General features: G+C 49.6%; 17 protein-coding genes and 3 tRNA genes. 5 read left to right on the top strand and 15 right to left on the bottom strand.

The genetic code is table 11. The features are described 5' to 3' along the window. Nucleotides 1-118: 118 nt before the first annotated feature. Entirely contained in the window at nucleotides 119-1486 is a 1368-nt protein-coding gene (gene ffh, locus DU002_RS05370) for a signal recognition particle protein (RefSeq protein ID WP_114337394.1), read from the bottom strand. A gap of 209 nt (nucleotides 1487-1695) precedes the next feature. Here ffh and DU002_RS05365 point away from each other — a divergent pair, with 209 nt between their 5' ends. Beyond that, a complete protein-coding gene (locus DU002_RS05365; RefSeq protein ID WP_114337325.1) occupies nucleotides 1696-2502 on the top strand; it encodes a cytochrome C assembly family protein in 807 nt (268 codons plus the stop codon). Between the two features lie 67 nt (nucleotides 2503-2569). Next, complete coding sequence (locus DU002_RS05360; RefSeq protein WP_114337324.1) at nucleotides 2570-3847, top strand: HlyC/CorC family transporter; 1278 nt, start codon at nucleotides 2570-2572, stop codon at nucleotides 3845-3847. Nucleotides 3848-3919: 72 nt separating this feature from the next. On the opposite strand, the gene DU002_RS05355 is transcribed toward DU002_RS05360, so the two are convergent. Further along, nucleotides 3920-4462 carry a lipocalin family protein gene (locus tag DU002_RS05355; protein WP_114337323.1) on the bottom strand — a complete coding sequence of 181 codons (543 nt, stop codon included), beginning with the start codon at nucleotides 4460-4462 and terminating at the stop codon, nucleotides 3920-3922. A gap of 10 nt (nucleotides 4463-4472) precedes the next feature. Then, a complete protein-coding gene (locus DU002_RS05350; protein ID WP_114337322.1) occupies nucleotides 4473-5090 on the bottom strand; it encodes a transglycosylase SLT domain-containing protein in 618 nt (205 codons plus the stop codon). A 214-nt stretch (nucleotides 5091-5304) separates the two neighbouring features. Between DU002_RS05350 and DU002_RS05345 the strand changes: the two genes are divergently transcribed. Beyond that, the gene (locus DU002_RS05345; RefSeq protein WP_114337321.1) at nucleotides 5305-5949 is read left to right on the top strand and encodes a LysE family translocator; all 645 of its coding nucleotides are present in this window, start codon (nucleotides 5305-5307) and stop codon (nucleotides 5947-5949) included. 24 nt (nucleotides 5950-5973) lie between these two features. Here the strand turns inward: DU002_RS05345 and gshA are convergent, their stop codons facing one another. From gshA to DU002_RS05325, 4 genes are all read right to left on the bottom strand, one after another. After that, nucleotides 5974-7539 (bottom strand): glutamate--cysteine ligase, encoded by a 1566-nt coding sequence (gene gshA, locus DU002_RS05340; protein WP_199405166.1) that lies wholly within the window; start codon nucleotides 7537-7539, stop codon nucleotides 5974-5976. A 101-nt stretch (nucleotides 7540-7640) separates the two neighbouring features. Beyond that, nucleotides 7641-10514 (bottom strand): M16 family metallopeptidase, encoded by a 2874-nt coding sequence (locus DU002_RS05335; protein WP_114337320.1) that lies wholly within the window; start codon nucleotides 10512-10514, stop codon nucleotides 7641-7643. Nucleotides 10515-10651: 137 nt separating this feature from the next. Beyond that, a complete protein-coding gene (locus DU002_RS05330; protein WP_114337319.1) occupies nucleotides 10652-11071 on the bottom strand; it encodes a YqaA family protein in 420 nt (139 codons plus the stop codon). Continuing rightward, nucleotides 11068-12027, bottom strand: coding sequence for an NADP-dependent oxidoreductase (locus DU002_RS05325; RefSeq protein ID WP_114337318.1), 960 nt, complete (start codon nucleotides 12025-12027; stop codon nucleotides 11068-11070). Before DU002_RS05325 ends, DU002_RS05330 begins: the two co-directional genes overlap by 4 nt. A 107-nt stretch (nucleotides 12028-12134) precedes the next feature. On the opposite strand from DU002_RS05325, the gene DU002_RS05320 reads away from it, so the two are divergent. Both DU002_RS05320 and DU002_RS19415 read left to right on the top strand, forming a co-directional pair. Continuing rightward, nucleotides 12135-13403 carry a dicarboxylate/amino acid:cation symporter gene (locus DU002_RS05320; RefSeq protein ID WP_114337317.1) on the top strand — a complete coding sequence of 423 codons (1269 nt, stop codon included), beginning with the start codon at nucleotides 12135-12137 and terminating at the stop codon, nucleotides 13401-13403. 18 nt (nucleotides 13404-13421) lie between these two features. Next, complete coding sequence (locus tag DU002_RS19415; protein WP_165569518.1) at nucleotides 13422-13592, top strand: hypothetical protein; 171 nt, start codon at nucleotides 13422-13424, stop codon at nucleotides 13590-13592. 63 nt (nucleotides 13593-13655) lie between these two features. Here the strand turns inward: DU002_RS19415 and DU002_RS05315 are convergent, their stop codons facing one another. The 8 genes from DU002_RS05315 to DU002_RS05280 all read right to left on the bottom strand — a co-directional run bounded on the left by DU002_RS05315 (nucleotide 13656) and on the right by DU002_RS05280 (nucleotide 19313). After that, entirely contained in the window at nucleotides 13656-14786 is a 1131-nt protein-coding gene (locus DU002_RS05315; RefSeq protein ID WP_114337316.1) for a sodium ion-translocating decarboxylase subunit beta, read from the bottom strand. Between the two features lie 12 nt (nucleotides 14787-14798). Continuing rightward, nucleotides 14799-16571 carry a sodium-extruding oxaloacetate decarboxylase subunit alpha gene (oadA, locus tag DU002_RS05310; RefSeq protein WP_114337315.1) on the bottom strand — a complete coding sequence of 591 codons (1773 nt, stop codon included), beginning with the start codon at nucleotides 16569-16571 and terminating at the stop codon, nucleotides 14799-14801. Nucleotides 16572-16587: 16 nt separating this feature from the next. Beyond that, nucleotides 16588-16830: an oxaloacetate decarboxylase subunit gamma gene (locus DU002_RS05305; RefSeq protein WP_114337314.1), complete on the bottom strand. Its 243-nt coding sequence runs from the start codon at nucleotides 16828-16830 to the stop codon at nucleotides 16588-16590. Nucleotides 16831-17275: 445 nt separating this feature from the next. Beyond that, nucleotides 17276-17352: transfer RNA gene (locus tag DU002_RS05300), tRNA-Arg, on the bottom strand. 55 nt (nucleotides 17353-17407) lie between these two features. Further along, a tRNA-Arg gene (locus DU002_RS05295) sits at nucleotides 17408-17484 on the bottom strand. Between the two features lie 15 nt (nucleotides 17485-17499). Beyond that, a tRNA-Ser gene (locus tag DU002_RS05290) sits at nucleotides 17500-17592 on the bottom strand. 168 nt (nucleotides 17593-17760) lie between these two features. Continuing rightward, on the bottom strand, nucleotides 17761-17955 hold the full coding sequence (gene csrA / locus DU002_RS05285) for a carbon storage regulator CsrA (protein ID WP_114337313.1): 195 nt from the start codon (nucleotides 17953-17955) through the stop codon (nucleotides 17761-17763). Nucleotides 17956-18086: 131 nt separating this feature from the next. Then, the gene (locus DU002_RS05280; RefSeq protein ID WP_114337312.1) at nucleotides 18087-19313 is read right to left on the bottom strand and encodes an aspartate kinase; all 1227 of its coding nucleotides are present in this window, start codon (nucleotides 19311-19313) and stop codon (nucleotides 18087-18089) included. Between the last annotated feature and the right edge of the window lie 9 nt (nucleotides 19314-19322).

Below are 19322 nucleotides of genomic sequence, written 5' to 3'. Positions count from 1 at the left end.
GAAGATAGTCAGAAAGCTTGGCGTAGTTGAGTAGGGAGGATGATCAAATGAGGGTCAATGAAAGAAAGCAAAAGGGAGCCACGTGGGCTCCCTTGTTAAGGATTTGAAGTGATGGTGCTTAGCGTCGTGGCATCTTCATGCCCGGTGGCATCATGCCGCCCATACCGCGCATCATTTTAGCCATGCCACCGCCCTTCATCTTCTTCATCATCTTTTGCATCTGGGTAAACTGCTTCAACAGACGGTTTACGTCTTGGATCTGCGTACCAGAGCCTGCCGCAATACGACGTTTACGAGAGCCCTTGATAATCTCAGGACGCTCACGCTCACCCGGCGTCATCGAATTAATAATCGCTTCCATACGGACGGTCATCTTATCGTCCATCTGCCCTTTAACAGCATCAGGCAGATTACTCATACCAGGCAGCTTATCCAGCATGCCCATCATGCCACCCATATTCTTCATCTGTTGCAGTTGCTCGCGGAAGTCTTCAAGGTTGAATCCTTGTCCCTTCTGCACTTTCTTCGCCAGCTTGGCTGCTTTTTCCCGATCAACGTTCTGTTCAATATCCTCGATCAGTGACAATACGTCACCCATACCAAGGATCCGCCCAGCCAAACGATCTGGGTGGAAAGGCTCTAAAGCGTCAGTTTTTTCACCAACACCAAGGAATTTAATCGGTTTACCTGTGATATGACGAATAGAGAGTGCCGCACCACCGCGGGCATCACCATCGGTCTTGGTCAGGATCACACCGGTTAACGGTAGCGCCTGGTCAAACGCTTTAGCGGTGTTGGCTGCGTCTTGCCCTGTCATTGCATCAACCACAAACAGGGTTTCGACTGGATCCACTGCAGCATGCAGCGCCTTGATCTCCACCATCATCTCATCATCAACATGAAGGCGACCGGCCGTATCCACCAGCAACACATCGAAGAACTGCTTACGTGCTTGTTCTATCGCACCAGAGACAATCGCTACCGGCTTTTCATCTGCACTACTGGGAAAGAATTCGACCCCAATATCATTGGCAAGGGTTTCAAGCTGTTTGATCGCAGCAGGGCGGTAAACATCCGCGCTTACCACCATCACTTTCTTTTTCTCTTTCTCTTTTAAGAACTTGGCCAGTTTACCGACACTGGTGGTTTTACCCGCACCTTGCAGGCCAGCCATCATCACAACCGCGGGTGGTTGTGCATTGAGCGCTAGCGCTTCATTGCGCTCACCCATCGCCGCTTCTAACTCACTGCGGACGATTTTAATAAATACCTGACCAGGACTCAGGCTTTTAGTCACCTCAGTGCCGACCGCACGAGATTTAACCTTGCCGATAAAGTCACGTACCACAGGTAAGGCAACATCGGCCTCCAGCAATGCCATACGTACTTCACGTAGCGTATCTTTGATATTGTCTTCGGTAAGACGACCACGACCGCTGATATTTTTCAGTGTCTTGGACAAACGATCGCTAAGGTTTTCAAACATCTTTTTCGAGCCCGGTTTTGGTGACGAGTTGCGCATTATAACTAAACCAGCGCTGCTGGGTAGATGTCTAAGTGTTGGCAGGGTGAATTCTCGCGGTATACTCAGCGTTTAAGAAGCGCAAGATCAATAAGATGACGCTACTTTAAATACAATTAGTACGACAGCTTTTTAATTAGACTTCGCCTTATTTAAGGACTTCGAAACCAACTATGCTGTTCTCATCCAGCTTTTTTGCCGTTGCCGCCATCATCCTCTACCTGACACTAGCGGGCTGGTTAGGCGTGCGCATGATGCAAGGACGACTTCCTCACCGTAGCGGGTTGCTGCTCATTGCAGCGATTACACTGATGCTGCATCTGGTCACACTATTTCTGAGTATCCATTCCCAGGATAGTGGACAAAACCTAAGCATAATGAACATTGCATCTCTTGCTTCTTGGGTCATCACGCTACTCATCACCCTGCTCTATATAAAGAAACCGGTACAGATACTGCTGCCTTTCACTTACGCATTCGCAGCACTGATCAATTTGGCGGATATATTCAGTACGCATACCTACCTGGCTCATATCGAAACCCATCCCAGCGTGCTGATACACATATCGCTCTCCTTGCTCGCTTACTCAATACTCACTATTGCGGCGCTGCTGGCTATCTTGTTGTCGGTCATCAACCGTCAGCTGAAGGAGAAAAAACGATTCGCCTTAAATCCTGTGATGCCACCCTTGATGGTCGTTGAAACACAAATCTTTAATCTGATCCTTGCCGGCACTATTTTGCTTTCTGCCGCACTGGCAACCGGTTTGTTTTTCCTCGACAATTTTCTCGGTAGTGGCAAAGCGCACAAAGCGATACTGAGTGCAATTGCGCTAGCGATTTACGTCTCAGTGTTGTGGCAGCATTACCACCAGGGCGTGCGTGGAAGGTGGCTTATCATCGCCACAGTCACTGGCGCAACCTTGCTCACACTGGGGTATTTTGGCAGTCGCCTGATGCGAGAAGTGGTATTGACGTAAAATTTACCACTATTCTTTGTTTTTTCGGATAAGATAGCGACTTAATTGGTAATAAAGGAATCCCTCGTTGGACGAGATTTCGACGAGTTCCCTGTTTATAACACTGGGCATACTCATACTTATCTCCGCGTTTTTCTCCAGTAGCGAAACCGGAATGATGTCGATTAACCCCTATAGGTTAAGGCATCTAGTCAAAAAGAATCATAGCGCGGCGAGACGAGTACATAAGCTGCTCGACCGACCCGACCGACTGATCGGCGTTATTCTGATCGGTAACAACCTGGTTAATATCATGGCGTCGGCGATCGCCACCATCATAGGTATGCGTTTATACGGTGATGCTGGTATTGCGATTGCCACTGGTGTATTAACGCTGATCATACTGCTTTTTGCGGAGGTCACGCCAAAAACCTTAGCCGCCATGTATCCAGAGAAAATTGCTTTCCCCGCTTCTCTGCTACTTAAAGTCCTGCTCAAGCTAATGTATCCGGCAGTCTGGCTGGTAAATGTTGTCAGTAACGCCATGCTCGCCGTGTTCCGAATAAACCCAACTAAGCGCGCCAGTGCCCACCTTAGCTCAGACGAATTAAGGACCGTGGTCCATGAAGCAGGCACGATGATCCCTCGGCGCCACCAAAATATGCTGCTATCTATTTTGGATCTGGAGAAAGTCACGGTTGAAGACATCATGGTGCCACGGAGCGAAATCATTGGCATCGACATCAATGATGATTGGAAAAAAATCGTCAAACAGCTGACCCAAGGCCAGCACACCATGTTGCTGCTTTACCGCGACAGCATTGATGATGCCGTTGGCTTCGTACACGCTCGTGACGCACTGCGCCTGCTATCGAGAAATCAGTTCAACAAGTCAACGCTGGCACGAGCAGCAAGAGAACTGTACTTCATTCCTGAAGCCACACCGCTCAATGTTCAGCTACTGAAGTTCCAACGCAATCGCGAACGTATTGGTCTGGTGGTCGATGAATATGGCGATATTCAAGGGCTGGTCACGTTAGAAGATATTCTGGAAGAGATCGTTGGTGATTTCACCACCACCGACGCCCCCTCACCAAGCGAAGAGGTTCATCCACAACAAGATGGTTCTTATGTGGTTGAAGGTGGCGCCAATATCAGGGAAGTAAATAAAGAGATGGGTTGGCACTTTCCAACGGACGGCCCTAAAACCCTTAACGGCTTGATCCTGGAATATATGGAAGAGATCCCGAACGAGGGTATCAGCCTAAGATTGGCGGGCTACCCCATCGAAATCCTTGAGGTTAAAGACAACATGGTGAAGTCCGCTCGCGTGATGCCAAGCCTTTATTCACCGCCAGTACAATAAACCCAGCAAATCGACGCCAATAAAAAAGCCTGATGCATCACATCAGGCTTTTTACTTCAAGCTAACGGTCGCTCATTCAGCACGGTCTGAAGCTGATTGAGTCACCCATATCAACTCATCGGCAGCAAAACCTAACTCCGTGGCCTGATGAACAAATTCCGCTTTCAGCTCATCACTGATCTCTGGGGTACGAGCCAACAACCAAAGATATTCCCGACTATTGCCAGCAACAAAAGCATATTGATAATCAGCTTTGTCCAGCTCAAAAATGACATAGGAACCGTAAAAAGGGCCAAAAAAACTGACTTTTAGATAGCCCTCATCGGGCTGAGCAACAAAATACGCCCTGCCCTCGGCTTCACGCCATTCATCATCAGCGGCTTTAAAACCGCGGTTAATAACACGAATGCCACCGTCATCGCGCAACGAGTACTCTGCAGACACCTGACTCATACCGCGCTCAAAAGAGTGATCTAAGCGGGCTATCTCATACCATTTGCCAAGGTAACGATCGGTATCCACCCCTTGCACAGGCACAACCCCCTCAGGGATCCCCAAACAGCCCGATAGCAACAGCACAGCGCCCAAAAAACAGGCGAACCTGAGTACTTTCATGGATCTACTCCTAGCCAAAGAACAATCGGTACAACCAGCTACTATCAAGCTCATCCTTACAACTCTTATATTGCGAAGAGTATTTAGAAGCCCTGTTGGCCACTTTTCGTGACGTGGTCATCAACCACTTCTTGCTTTTGTAAGTACCGCGTTTATAGCCCCCCCAACCCTCGTGGTAATTGAGGTACTGTCCATAAGCATCCCATTTTGATATGCCGTTGATCTTATGAGTTTTGGTAATAAACCAGCCCATAAAATCGATGGCATCATAAAAGTCCTCACGATCAGCACCAGAACTACCCGTTTCTCTGATGTAATCACTCCAAGTCGGCGTTTTCGCTTGCGAGTAGCCGTAGGCACTGCTCACCCGTCCCCATGGAATGAAACCAAGCAGATATTTCCGCGGTGGGGCTGCATCATGACGAAATGAGCTTTCCTGATACATCATCGCCATAGGTACTTGGATCGGCACGCCCCACTTATCATTCATATCCGTAGCGGCGTCGTACCAATCACGTTTTTCACGAAATATTTCACACAGGTTTTCAGGGTTGGATGGCGGTGAAGTCGCACAGCCAGACACCAACAACAGCGTAAGTAAGGCTAAGAAAATTCGCATCGGATCCATTTCTGCAGGGATGGTTACCACCAGTGTAACCAAGACGGTGTTGTCATTCGACAGAGCAACCGCAAAATTTTTACCAAATTTAAGGAACTTGCGCGTATTTATCCACTCTCAATCTATGAACGGCGATTGCTTGTTCAAGAACTATCCCTGGGTTTGGAGCTATCACATTAGATAGCTCTTTTTTTTTGCCTCAGATACGTCTAGCATTCCGCCAATGACAACGCACTCGCTTCTGTTATTCAGTGCTGTATCGCTGGGATTAATTATCGTTCCCGGTCCACTGATCTTGCTCACCATATCAACTGCACTGCAGTTTAGATTCAACGGTGCCATCTGGTTAACCTTAGGTAGTGTAACGTCTGGGGCAATCAAAGCGGTGCTGGCTATGACAGGCATAGCAGCGTTACTGCAGCTAAATCCCGTACTATTGAGCGGACTGCAGGGAGTAGGAGCACTTTACCTGCTCTGGTTAGCTTGGCAGCTCTCTCGCACTACTGATGAAAAGCAAACCCCGACAGCAACGGCTATCAACCACGCGACCAAACGGCAGCTCTACATGCGGGGGCTGTTCTCAGCCTTAGCTAACCCAAAGGGGATCCTGTTCTTCGCCGCACTGTTTCCACAATTCATCGACTCCGAACATGCGCTCTGGTCACAAACTCTAACGCTGATGCTGATTTTCAGCAGTATAGAGATCACCGTGATGCTGCTTTATGCGGCTGCCACCGTTTGGCTAAATCGTAGCATGGGGGTGTTGAATGGAGGAAAGCTAGTGGGGCAAAGGATCACCCCAATGGTGTTACTGCTGTTGAGCATCATGATGTTTTGGGAGCTTTTCGCCCCCATCATGGTGGAGTGATAGCAGCTGGTTAGCTATTTAGGCTCAGGCAAAATAGTCTGCCAAGAACTGTTCAAAATCGACACTAGACTCAGATTCGATCTCTTTTTGTGCCTCGACACTCAGCTGCGCCACCTTCTGCAGCGCATCGTCGCTGTAGAAGTTACTTCCCTGCTGTGCCAATAATTCTGCCTTATGACTCTCTGCGTAGTGCATACCTAAACAGCCATTATCCATGGACCGCTGCTGCATCTCATTGAGCAGACGTGCGGAAGGAGTGAGATCTGGGTCTTCAACTTTGGCCAACTGCTTTGCCAATGCTGCCTGATAGTCATAACCACCGGCAGCCTTATCCATCACTTCAGCAACCGCACGCATTTCTGACAACAACTGCATTGCTCTGACCTTAAGTCCAACGAGCTGACCAGAAACCTCAACTTGTGCATTAGGATCCCGACCATATAGCACAGTGGTCGTAATATTGCGGGTGGCTTCGCTCAAGCCATCGCAATCCAGCACAGGGCTTTCCTGCAACAAACAATAGACCAGCATCACATCAAGAAAGCGGATCTCATCTGCACTGACCCCTGTCTGGTGGAAAGGACTGACATCCAATGCACGCACTTCAATATATTCGATGCCTCCACGCGCCAAGGCTTCACTCGGCTTCTCACCGCTCTCTGCGACACGCTTCGGTCGAATTGGCGCATACAGCTCGTTCTCTATCTGCAATAAATTACTGTTGAGCTGGCGGTACTCACCATCAACTTTGACACCAATTTTTGCAAAGCGGGGTTCTGGCGTATGTAACGCCCGGTCGACACTCGCCAGATAGCCGGTCAATGAGTTGTAATCCACCTGCAAGCGCGCTTGTGCGCGGTTGGTATAACCCAGATCGCTCATTCTCAGTGAGGTAGCATAAGGCAGGTAATACGTTCCCTGCCCCATCTTCTCAAAGGGTAATGCGGAGTTTTTCTGCTGCAAAAAAGAGCCGCAAAGTGCCGGAGAAGCACCAAACAGGTAAGGTACAAGCCAACCAAGACGGCGATAGTTGCGGAGCATCGCCAAATAGCCAGCAGACTGACTTTGTTGTAACGACTCGGCTCCGGCTTGCCATTGATGCCATTGCTGCCAAAAGTGTGCAGGCAAAGAAAAATTGAAATGCACACCGGCAATCACCTGCATCACACTGCCATAACGATGGTGTAGCCCTTTACGATAAAGAGTCTTCATCTTGCCGATATTGGAGTCACCATATTCGGCAATGCGAATATCAGCTTCGCCGCCAACGAAGCATGGCATGCTCAGCGGCCATAGCAGCTCACTTCCCATCTGCTGATAGGCAAAGCGATGGAGATCTGCCAATTGCCCCAGCGTCTCGTCAATGTTGTCACTTACTGGAGTAATAAACTCGACTAAAGACTCGGCAAAGTCAGTGGTCACCAGAGAGTTGGTCAGTGCTGAGCCAAGTCCACTCGGATGACTCTCTTGGGACAACTTGCCATCAGGCGAAATTCGCAGGCTCTCTTTTTCAATACCGTGCTGAATACCCTTGAGTAACTCAGGCTGAGCAGAGAGCAGGGAGATATAGCGAGTCAGTTGAGCAGTCAATTTGAAGTCCTTGCCAGATCAGGCGTTATCGCCGAAGCATAAACCGATAAAGGGCAAGCGTCTATGCTCACCCTTTGCGCTAATGTACTGATAAACCATATTTAAGGCTGCATAGTGATGGTTTCAATGGGCAAGCCTAACGATAGCAACTGAGGTAAAACCTTCGCCGCGTCACCAACGATAACGATCTGCATCGTATCAGGTTGCAGCCACTTAGCCGCCAACGCATTCAGCGCAGGCTTATCAATAGTAGCCACAATCTCTCCCTGAGTTTGGGCAAAGCTAGGATCCAACTGATAGTTTAACATCTGACGCAGGAAGCCCGCCTTCTGCGATGGTGTTTCATAGCTCAACGCTTCGCTCTGTGACACAGCTTGACGTAAAAACGCCAGCTCCCCCGCGTCGATACCTTGCTCACTATATATCGCGAGTTCGTTAAGGATCTCAGTTAACGCCAACCCTGTCACATCCTCACGCACAGAGGTAGATACTGAAAAACGACCGAGCGTCTTGCCACCGCTAAATCCGGAACGGGCACCATAGGTATAGCCCTTCTCTTCCCGCAGGTTCATATTGATACGAGAGTTAAAAGCCCCGCCCAACGGAAAGTTCATCAGCCCCGCCTTAAAATAATCCCCCGTGGCATCGTAAGGCATTGCTCTACGAACAACCCGGATCGCCGATTGCGCCGCTTCAGGCAGATCCACGACATAGATAGTCGACTTATCGTACTGCGGAAAATCCTGGTAATCGGCAAAGCTGAGGGATTCTCCTGCCCATTGTCCTAACCAATCAAGTTTCGGTAGCCACTGTGCTTTACTTAAGCTCCCCACCACCACAAGCTGCGCCGCTTTGGCGCTGTAGTTCTGTAGATAAAACTGCTGCACATCTTGCAGACTGATCCCTTGCACCGAGCTGAATATGCCGCCATCGGGTAAGCCGATCCGCTGCTCGCCATATAGCACTTGCAACTGTGCCCGAGAAGCTAAAGCCCCAGGATCTTTCGCCGACTGCACAAGCGATTGCAAGGTCTGTGCTTTCAAACGCTCAAAGTCAGCAGCATCAAACTTTGGTTGTAATAGGATCTCTTGTAGCAGCAGTAAAGTCTCGTCTAAATGACGCGCCAAACTAGACACCGCGATCTCGGTGTAACGGCCACTGGCGCGCGCTGAAATGCGGCTACCTAACTTATCTAATGCCAGCGCCATCGCTTCGCCACTGCGCTGCTGTGTCGCTTCGTTAAGCATCGCCGCGGTTAAACTTGCAGTTCCAGCTTTGCCTTCAGGATCGAGTAACGGTCCACCTTCAATGCTCAGCAACAAGGTCACCGTTGGCGTTTCGTCTATTTCACTGCCGATCACAGGAATACCGTTATCCAAGGTAGCTCGCCATGCGTCAGGTACATGAACGACGGGTGAAGGGCCAGCTTCAGGCACCTTATTACGATCGAAAGTTTCAGTCACCGGACGCAGAGCTAACTGCGCCGCTGTCATCTCCTCGGCTTGCGGGATTTGGCGTGCTGCAGGCTTAAAGTTATCTGGCGCCGCTATCAGCGCCAGTTGCCCTTGGGGCACGATACTCATTACAACAGCTGGCTTATCTTTGATGTAGGTGCGATAGACCCGCTCCACATCCGCTTTCGTCACAGCTCGATAACGGGCTAAATCATCAGCGATCTGATCAGGACTGTCAGCAAAGGTCTCGTTAAACGCTAAAGTCGACACCTTGCCAGACACACTTTGCAAACCAAAAATTGTCGAGGCTTCAAACTGCGCTTGTACCTTATCCAAATCATCTTGCGTGACGCCACGCTGCTCAAAGTCATCAATCGCAGCTCGCAACGCCTTCTCCATATCAGCTAAAGAGGGCATTTTTTCTGGATTAGCCAAGGCGTAGAGATTGAAACTACACGCCAGCTCCTGACAAGGGTGACTCACACCGGCCTGCACGGCATAACCGGCTTTCACTAAGTGCTGATAAAACAGTGACTGTTTGCCACCACCCAACACATCAGCAAGCAGATCCAGCGCGGCTTCATCTTCATGACGCCCATAAACAGTAGGGAAGGAGATATATAGCAGCGGTAGATGTACCCTATCTTCCATACTGATATAGCGAGTATCAGGTAACGTCACTAGTGTCTTAGCATCACCATCGACATCGGGGCCAGCGGCAATAGGACCAAAGTACTTGGCCACCCACGCCAGCGTCTGTTCCACATCTATATCACCGCCAATCGTTAAGGTGGCATTGTTGGGTCCATACCAGCGCAGGAAAAATGCCTTTAAGTCGTTAACATTCACCCGATCCAGATCTTCTACATAGCCAATGGTTGGCCAGGAGTAAGGGTGATTTTCCGGATATAGTGCCTGGCTCACGCGTTCGTATAACAAGCCATAAGGCGCATTGTCGTAGCGCTGAGCACGCTCGTTTTTCACCGTCGCTCGTTGTACTTCAAATTTCTCCTGGGTCACGGCCTCTAACAAAAAACCCATACGATCGGATTCTAACCAAAGCACCTTCTCCAATTGATTGGCTGGCACAGTTTGGTAGTAGTTAGTGCGATCACTGTTGGTCGTGCCATTCAGGGTTCCCCCCGCTTCCGAAATAATCCGAAAATGCTGTTCGTCAGCAACATGCTTGGAACCTTGGAACATCATATGCTCAAAGAAATGAGCAAAGCCTGACTTACCTAGCTGCTCACGTGCCGAACCGACATGGTAGGTGACATCAACATGAGTAATTGGATCCGAGTGGTCCTGATGCAACAACAGCGTTAACCCGTTCTCCAACTGGTACTTCTCGTACGGTAATACAGGATCGCCATTGTTATCGACGGTAGCACTCACCGCTTCGACAAAATGAATACCTTCTGGCAATACCACGCGATCTTTTGGCTGCTGGCTGCAAGCGGCCAAAACCAACAACGAGAGAAACAGGGATGTAAACAGAGTCACGCGACTAGGTCGAAACATGGAAAGGTCCTGACAAAACAAGTTGCTGTCATTATCCGTAACGAGCGCGTGACCGCAAGGGCTGACAAAACTATTAACAATTTATACGCGCCAGTCAGGGTACAGAGCAGCAAACGCTACAAAAGTGCGCTGAGAGTTCACCCCCATGGTGTCGCCAAGAGCAAAACCAGCAAATAACGTAGCGCTTTACCGAGCGTGATAAACAACAAGACACCACGCCAATTAAGTCTGAGCCAGCCCGCCAACAAGCACAGACCATCCCCCACCAGAGGTAACCAACTCATCAGCAATATAGGGCTGCCATGCTTTTGTAGCCTGAGGTGCCATCTTAACTGCCATGCGTGTTTGGGCTTCGGCGGTCGCGACCTTGCTACCACTCGCCCCATCCACACCGTGACCACCGCCCCTAAAGTATTGCCCAACGTAGCCACCAGCCACAGACTGACGGCAGGCTCATTCCCCTTTAAGTACAGTCCGACCAAAATCACCTCAGAGCCGCCAGGAAGCAGAGTAGCCGCAGCAAAGCTGGCGATAAATAGCCCCCAGAGCTCAATCATTCTGGTGTTGCAGGGGCTCGGCAGTCCAGTATCACTTTCCCTCGTGTATGGCCTGTTTCAACCTGACGGTGGGCAAGGTTGGCGTCGGCCAAAGGGAAAGTCGCTGCAACGGCCACCTTAATGACACCATCAGCCAACAAGGTAACCAGTTGTTTCAAACGGGCTGGATCCGGCTGGATCAACATACCTGTGACGTGACAACCTGCCGCATCACCAGCCTCAATAATTGCATCTGCAGTGACCGTAGGTAGCGTCACGACATCTGTACCGCAAAGCAGCTGCTTAACAAGTGATAAACCAACCTCACCACCCACACAGTCGATAACGAGAGAGGCATGTTCTGCTACTAGCGCCTGCCAGCCAGGCTGGCCATAATCGACACAACAGTCGGCCCCTAGCGCAAGTAACCACTCATGGTTTTGCACACGAGAGATAGCGGTCACCTTGGCGCCCTGCTGTTTGGCTAACTGCACCACTAAATGCCCGACACCACCAGCAGCGCCTAGCACAACGACCTCTTCCGCGTCACGAAGATCACCAAATCGAGACAGTGCCTGACTCGCAGTTAGCCCTGCTAATGGCAAGGCGGCTGCCTGACGCAAATCGACATTGTCGGGCAGAGCAACCCACTCATCTTGAGGTGCTGAAACATGTTCAGCATAGGCCCCGCCCATAAAAGGAAAGCCGATCAGTCCACAAACATGCTGACCAGAGCCTTTGCCATCAGCTGTCAGTAACTCACCGGCCACATCATAACCAGGGCACCAAGGCAACTTGTCGGCGTTTTCCTTCGCCGCCCAGCCTATACCTGCACGTGTTTTGGTATCAATGGGATTAACACCAGCAAACGCCACCCTGACAACGGGTGCTTGAGTCTGCAGTGAGATCTCGGTAAGCGTTAAGCGTTCCGGTTCACCAAAATTACTGATTTGAACTTGATGGGTATCGACTTCCATTAGCTTCCTTTTTCTCTTCAGGGAAGAGCAGTGCCTTAGGGCTTAGGTTCAATTTCAATAACAGGTTAGAATAAACCAGTTATCTACTGAATTCACTTGAGATCACTATGTCCAGTCCTGCGCTCGCTGTCTACCGTTCTATTCCCTTTTGGCAAAAGGTACTCGCAGGGTTTGTGCTGGGTGCGACCGTTGGCTTACTGCTACCAGAGTTTGCGGTACAGCTTAAACCCCTCGGCGATCTATTTATCAACGCCATTCGCATGCTGGTTGTACCGTTAGTCTTTTGCTCTCTGGTCATGGCGGTTACCTCCCTAGGTGACGATAACCGCCTCGGACGAATAGGCATTAAAACCGTTGGCTTATTCTTGTTAACCGCAGTGATCGCCAGCGCACTTGGCCTACTCATTGGCAGTATGATGAACTTCAGTGCCGAGCTATCGCTAACAGCGAGCAGTGTGCGAGAACGGGATATTCCTCCATTTGCGCAGGTACTAGTGGATGTTGTGCCACGGAACCCTATCGCGGCCATGGCCGAAGGCAATATCCTGCAAGTACTGCTCTTTGCAGTATTGGTTGGAGTGGCCATCAATCAAGTGGGTGACAAAGCTGAACCCGTGAAGCGCTTTTTACATAGTGGTGCAGAAGTGATGTACCAGATCACCCGAATGGTGTTGGCCTTAACCCCCTATGGCGTATTTGGCCTTATCGCCTGGATGCTTGGCAGCTTCGGCCTAGACTCACTATTACCGCTGGCGAAATTCGTTGTTGCCATCTATATCGCCTGCTTGATTCATATCGTGCTGGTTTACGGCACTGCAGTACAACTGTTTGGCGGGATTTCGATCCGCCAATTCTTCAAGGCGGTCTTTCCTGCCCAACTGGTTGCCTACGCCAGCGCCAGCAGTTACGGCACACTCCCTGTCAGTACTCGCTGTGTGACTGAAGGATTAGGTGTGTCCCGCCAATATGCCAGTTTTGTGCTGCCCATGGGAGCCACTATCAACATGGATGGCTGTGGTGGTATTTACCCTGCTATTGCAGCGATATTTATCGCTCAAATTTACGGTATACCATTAGGCTGGATCGACTACGGCATCATCATGGCAACAGCCACACTCGCTTCCATCGGCACCGCCGGCGTTCCCGGCACCGCGATGGTGATGCTTACCGTCACCCTAAATGCCGTCGGTCTGCCATTAGAAGGGATCGCCTTTGTCGCCGCAATTGACCGCATCATTGATATGATGCGTACGGCAACCAATGTCACTGGCGATATGATGGTGGCTAGAGTGATTGGTTATCGTGAAGGTTTGCTGGTTACCAATGAGCCCACTACGACGATTAACGAACAATCGGCAACTAATGAAGCTAATTAAGCGACAGGAGGAAAATGGATGGCTCGTTTATTCTTAATCCCGATAATACTATGCCTGCTATGGATTGTTTTTTTACGCGCCAATGACCTTCCCCTTAAGGCGGGCAAGAAAGGGTTTATCTATATTGCTACAGGCTCGACAATTCTCTTTCTGTTCCTCACCCTGATGCTTTGGCTGACCAAACCATAAAAAAGCGAGCCTAAAGGCTCGCTTTTTTAACTGCGGCTCATAGCCACCTGGTGAAGCTAGCGCTTATTGAACTAGCGCAAGTAAAACACCAGCCGCAACAGCTGAACCAAGTACACCAGCCACATTTGGCCCCATGGCATGCATCAGCAAGAAGTTATGGGGATTAGCTTGTAAACCAACTTTATTCACCACACGAGCGGCCATAGGGACTGCAGATACACCAGCAGCGCCGATCAATGGGTTGACCTTGCCCCCGGATAAACGGTGCATCAATTTACCCATCAACACGCCTGAAGCCGTACCAATAGAAAACGCCACCGCACCCAGCGCCAAAATACCCAGAGTTTCCACAGTCAGGAACTTATCCGCCGACAATTTCGAGCCCACGGCTAATCCCAGCAAGATCGTAACGATATTAATGATCTCATTCTGTGCGGCCTTAGATAGACGCTCTACCACACCAGACTCGCGCATCAGATTACCGAGACAGAACATACCCACAAGTGGAGTCGCCGCTGGCAAAAATAGGATGGCCATCAACAACACGATCAGTGGGAAGAAGATTTTCTCTTTGCGGCTAACCGGACGCAACTGCTCCATCGCCACATTACGTTCATCTTCCGTCGTCAGGGCTTTCATAATTGGCGGCTGAATAATGGGTACCAACGCCATATAGGAGTATGCAGCAACAGCAATGGCGCCAAGTAGATCAGGCGCTAACCGGCTGGCAACAAAAATAGCCGTTGGACCATCCGCTCCACCAATAATCGAAATAGCTGCAGCATCCGCCAGCGAAAATTCAAATCCTGGCACCATATTGAGAGCAATCGCCCCAAACAAGGTGGCAAAAATACCAAACTGCGCAGCAGCCCCTAGGAACAAGGTCTTAGGGTTAGCAATCAAAGAGCCGAAATCGGTTAACGCACCTACGCCCATAAAAATAAGCAGTGGAAAGATGCCCGTTTTCACACCCACTTCAAAGATGTAATAAAGCAGTCCACCGGGCTCAGTAAAGCCAGCCATCGGAATATTGGCTAGCACACAACCGAAGCCAATAGGCACGAGCAGCAAGGGCTCAAACTTACGAACGATCGCCAGATACAACAACAGACAGCCAACCAACAGCATCACTATTTGGCCCGGCGTAAAATTGGCGAGACCGGTGTCTCGCCATAGGATAGTTAAACCTTCCATTCAGTGTCCCTATTAACCCAGACCAAGTAGCGCATCACCAACGGCAACAGAGTCGCCCTCTTTAACGTTCAGCACGGTCACAGTGCCGCTTTGTGAAGCTCTGACTTCTGTTTCCATCTTCATCGCTTCCAAAATAATCACGACATCGCCTTCGTTGACCTGCTGCCCAACACTAACATTCACTTTGAAAATGTTACCTGCCAATGGCGCGGGCAAAGAAAAAGTACTGCTTGCTGGCGCAGGGGCAGCAGCAGGTGCGCCACCTGCTGCAGGCGCAACACTGGTCAATGCACCGTCAGGCGCAACTTCTACCTGATAAACCTTGCCATCTACACGAACACTGTATGCTTCTGCCTGGCCACTAGCGGCTGCAACAACAGGCGCAGGCTCTGGCTCGGTACCAGGTGCCGGTTCAAATGCATCTGGGTTGCCACGATTTTTAAGGAACTTAAGACCGATCTGAGGAAACAGTGCATAGGTCAGCACATCATCAATCTTGTCTGTTGCCAAAGAGATCGCTTCTTTCTGAGCAACATCATCAAGTTCAACGCAAAGCTTATCCATCTCAGCATCGATCAAATCCGCTGGACGACAAGTAATGGCTTCGCCACCTTCAAGTACGCGAGCTTGCAGGTCTGCATTAACCGCTGCTGGGGACGCACCATATTCTCCCTTAAGCACACCTGCGGTTTCTTTAGCGATCGACTTGTAGCGCTCACCCGTCAGTACATTTAGTACTGCTTGCGTGCCAACAATCTGAGAAGTTGGAGTAACCAATGGAATAAAGCCAAGATCTTCACGTACACGTGGGATCTCTTTCAATACTTCATCCAACTTGTCTGCAGCACCCTGCTCTTTCAGCTGGCCTTCCATATTCGTCAGCATGCCACCAGGCACTTGCGCTGTAAGAATACGTGCATCAATCCCCTTCAGGCTGCCTTCGAATTTGGCATACTTCTTCCTTACATCACGGAAGTAGCTGGCGATATCTTCCAGCCCTGTAATATCGATGCCGGTATCACGCTCTGTGCCTTCGACAATGGAGACAATGGTTTCCGTGGGGCTGTGGCCATAAGTCATACTCATAGAAGAGATCGCCGTATCGAGAATATCGATACCAGCATCAATCGCCTTCATATGGGTGGCGACACTCAGTCCTGTAGTCGCATGGCAATGCAACGCCAGTGGCAGTTCTAATTCTTCTTTCAAGCGGCCAATCAGTTCTTCAGCCTCGTAAGGCTTCAATAACCCCGCCATATCCTTAATACAGATTGAATGACACCCTAGGTCCTGAAGGCGCTTACCCATATCAAGCCAAGTATCTAACGTATGCACAGGGCTAGTCGTGTAAGAGATGGTACCTTGAGCATGTGCGCCGACCTTCACCGCCGCTTTCACTGCCGTTTGGAAGTTACGAACATCGTTCATCGCATCAAAGATACGGAATACATCCATACCATTGGCATGAGCTCGCTCAACAAACTTCTCTACCACGTCATCGGCGTAATGACGATAACCCAATAGGTTTTGCCCGCGTAATAGCATCTGCTGGCGAGTGTTTGGCATCGCCTTTTTCAACAGACGAAGGCGCTCCCAAGGATCTTCACCAAGGAAACGAATACAGGCATCAAAAGTAGCCCCGCCCCATGATTCTATTGACCAATACCCAACCTTATCCAGCTTCTCAGCAATAGGCAGCATATCTTCAATACGCAAACGGGTTGCAAGCAATGATTGGTGGGCGTCACGAAGCACCACATCAGTGATGGCTAGTGGCTTTTTCATACAGGATCGCTCCTTGTTAGTCCTTGGTCGTATTCCGGTATTTGTGCACGGCAGCAGAGATCGCCGCGACAACGTCGGGGCTTACCCCAGTAGTTTGGGGGGGCGGCGTCGCATTCGCAGTCAAAGGTTCAGGCCCACCGGCAAATCGCGCAAGTAACTTCACGCCAACCACGAGTAAGCTTAAGAACAAAAATACGAATATCATGCCAACAGCCATGATACCTGCTGCTTCCAGTAACAGTTCGCTGATACTAGTCATCAGAACTCATCCTGTAATTAATTTTCAGTTTCCTGACGATATTGCCTAGAAGTACCATGACATATTGTAAAAATCAAACAAGATGTGCATAGATAGTCACTTTTACACGCATAAATACCGTTTTCAGGGCAATAGTCACACAAAACTGTAATTTTCTATGCAAAAGCTATCTGACACATTTGACACTATTTCTCGCACCCACGCTAGCCTCATTCGCCATTCAAACGAATGACGCGGATCAAAAGCAAATGGTTAACTTTCAAGCAAGTGATAAAACCGCGGGCAAACGCACATTTGTTCAGGGTGATAGAACATCTACCGCTACAGATAACGCTCATCAGCGAAATAATAACTCTAGCCCACAAACTCATAGGTAAGGCATTGTAAGAAAGGTATAAGCCAGATACAAAAATGCCCAACATCTCTGTTGGGCATCTCTGAATAATGGCGCGCTCGGGAGGACTCGAACCTCCAACCGCCTGGTTCGTAGCCAGGTACTCTATCCAGTTGAGCTACGAGCGCGTAATCGGTGCAATTGACATAGTCTAGTACATCAATTTTGAAACTGTTTAGTTAATGGCGCGCTCGGGAGGACTCGAACCTCCAACCGCCTGGTTCGTAGCCAGGTACTCTATCCAGTTGAGCTACGAGCGCGTTACATCAAACTAATGGCGGTGAGGGAGGGATTCGAACCCTCGATGGGGCTACAAACCCCATACTCCCTTAGCAGGGGAGCGCCTTCGGCCACTCGGCCACCTCACCTTTAGTGGCGCTGAATTCTAATGAAACTGGCGCTTATGTCAAACACTTTTTGGGAGCTTTTTGGTACTTCAATCGAGTTTTCACTTATACGTGCAAAAATCGAACATTTTGTTGCCATAAAACGAACAAAGCCGACATGAAGTCGGCTTTGTCTAATCTATTCACAGGCTAGTAGTTCTGATTACCCTCATCATCACCCTTCTCAGCCTGAATACGCATATAAATCTCTTCGCGATGCACAGAGACCTCTTTCGGCGCATTCACACCGATACGAACCTGATTACCTTTAACACCCAATACCGTCACGGTGACTTCATCACCAATCATCAGGGTCTCACCAACTCGACGAGTTAAAATTAGCATTCGCTTGCTCCTTCATTCCTTAAACTCTGAGTGGCCACTCTGGGGCGCCTTTAAAACTCAGGATTATTATTAACTTAGCTTATAGACAACGATTAGCTAGTAAAAGTTTAAACTTTCTTAACGGTAACTGACTACTGCACCGGTTCTTTATCCAGATTGAAGGCTGCATGTAAGGTTCGCACAGCCAGTTCTAAATATTTTTCTTCAACCAACACCGAGATCTTAATCTCTGATGTCGAAATCTGTTGAATATTAATTCCTTCATCGCCAAGCGACTCAAACATCGTCACAGCAACACCGGCGTGGCTCTTCATGCCCACACCCACCACGGAGATTTTAGCGATATGATCGTCGCCCTGCACCCCTTTAGCTCCCAACTTTGCACAAGTTTCGTCTAAAATAGCCTTTGCGCGTGCAAAATCGTTCCGGTGTACAGTAAAAGTAAAGTCTGCTGTGTTATCACCTACCGCATTCTGAATGATCATATCAATATCGATATTCGCTTTGCCTATAGGTGCGAGCACTGAAGCAGCAACATTTGGCTGATCAGGAACCCCCAGTATAGTTAACCGTGCTTCATCACGATTAAACGCAATGCCCGATACCAGCGGCTTCTCCATATTCAATCCCTCATAGGTGATCAGCGTGCCTTGCCCCTCTTCGAAGCTAGACAGCACGCGCAGTGGTACATTGTATTTACCGGCGAATTCAACTGAACGGATCTGCAGCACTTTGGCGCCCAGACTTGCCATCTCCAGCATCTCTTCGAAGGTAATGGTATTCATCTTACGTGCCGAAGGCTCAACCCGCGGATCAGTGGTATATACACCATCCACGTCAGTATAGATCTGGCACTCATCAGCTTTTATTGCAGCGGCTATCGCCACCGCCGTGGTATCTGAACCGCCACGGCCAAGGGTGGTGATGTTGTTATTCTCATCTACGCCCTGGAACCCTGCGACGATAGGCACAACGCCTTCGCCAAGACGTTGATTAAGTAAGCTATGTTCAACATCTAAAATGCGTGCTTTGCTATGGGAGTCGTCAGTTAAGATCTTAACCTGATCTCCGGTAAAAGACTGCGCAGCACAGCCACGCTTATTCAAGGCCATTGCCAGTAAGGCAATCGTTACCTGCTCGCCAGTGGAAACCAGAACATCGAGCTCACGAGCTGAGCCATCGGGATCAATCGCATTGGCTAAGCCTAACAGGCGATTAGTTTCACCTGACATAGCTGAGACCACCACCACGACATCGTCGCCGGCGGCACGGTGCCGCACAACGCGCTCCGCAACAGCTTCGATGCGTTCAACAGTACCAACCGAAGTACCACCAAATTTTTGAACTATCAGTGCCACGCTTATTGC

The organism is Corallincola holothuriorum (assembly GCF_003336225.1).
Lineage (GTDB): Bacteria > Pseudomonadota > Gammaproteobacteria > Enterobacterales > Neiellaceae > Corallincola > Corallincola holothuriorum.
This window is presented reverse-complemented; position numbering and strand designations above follow the sequence as displayed.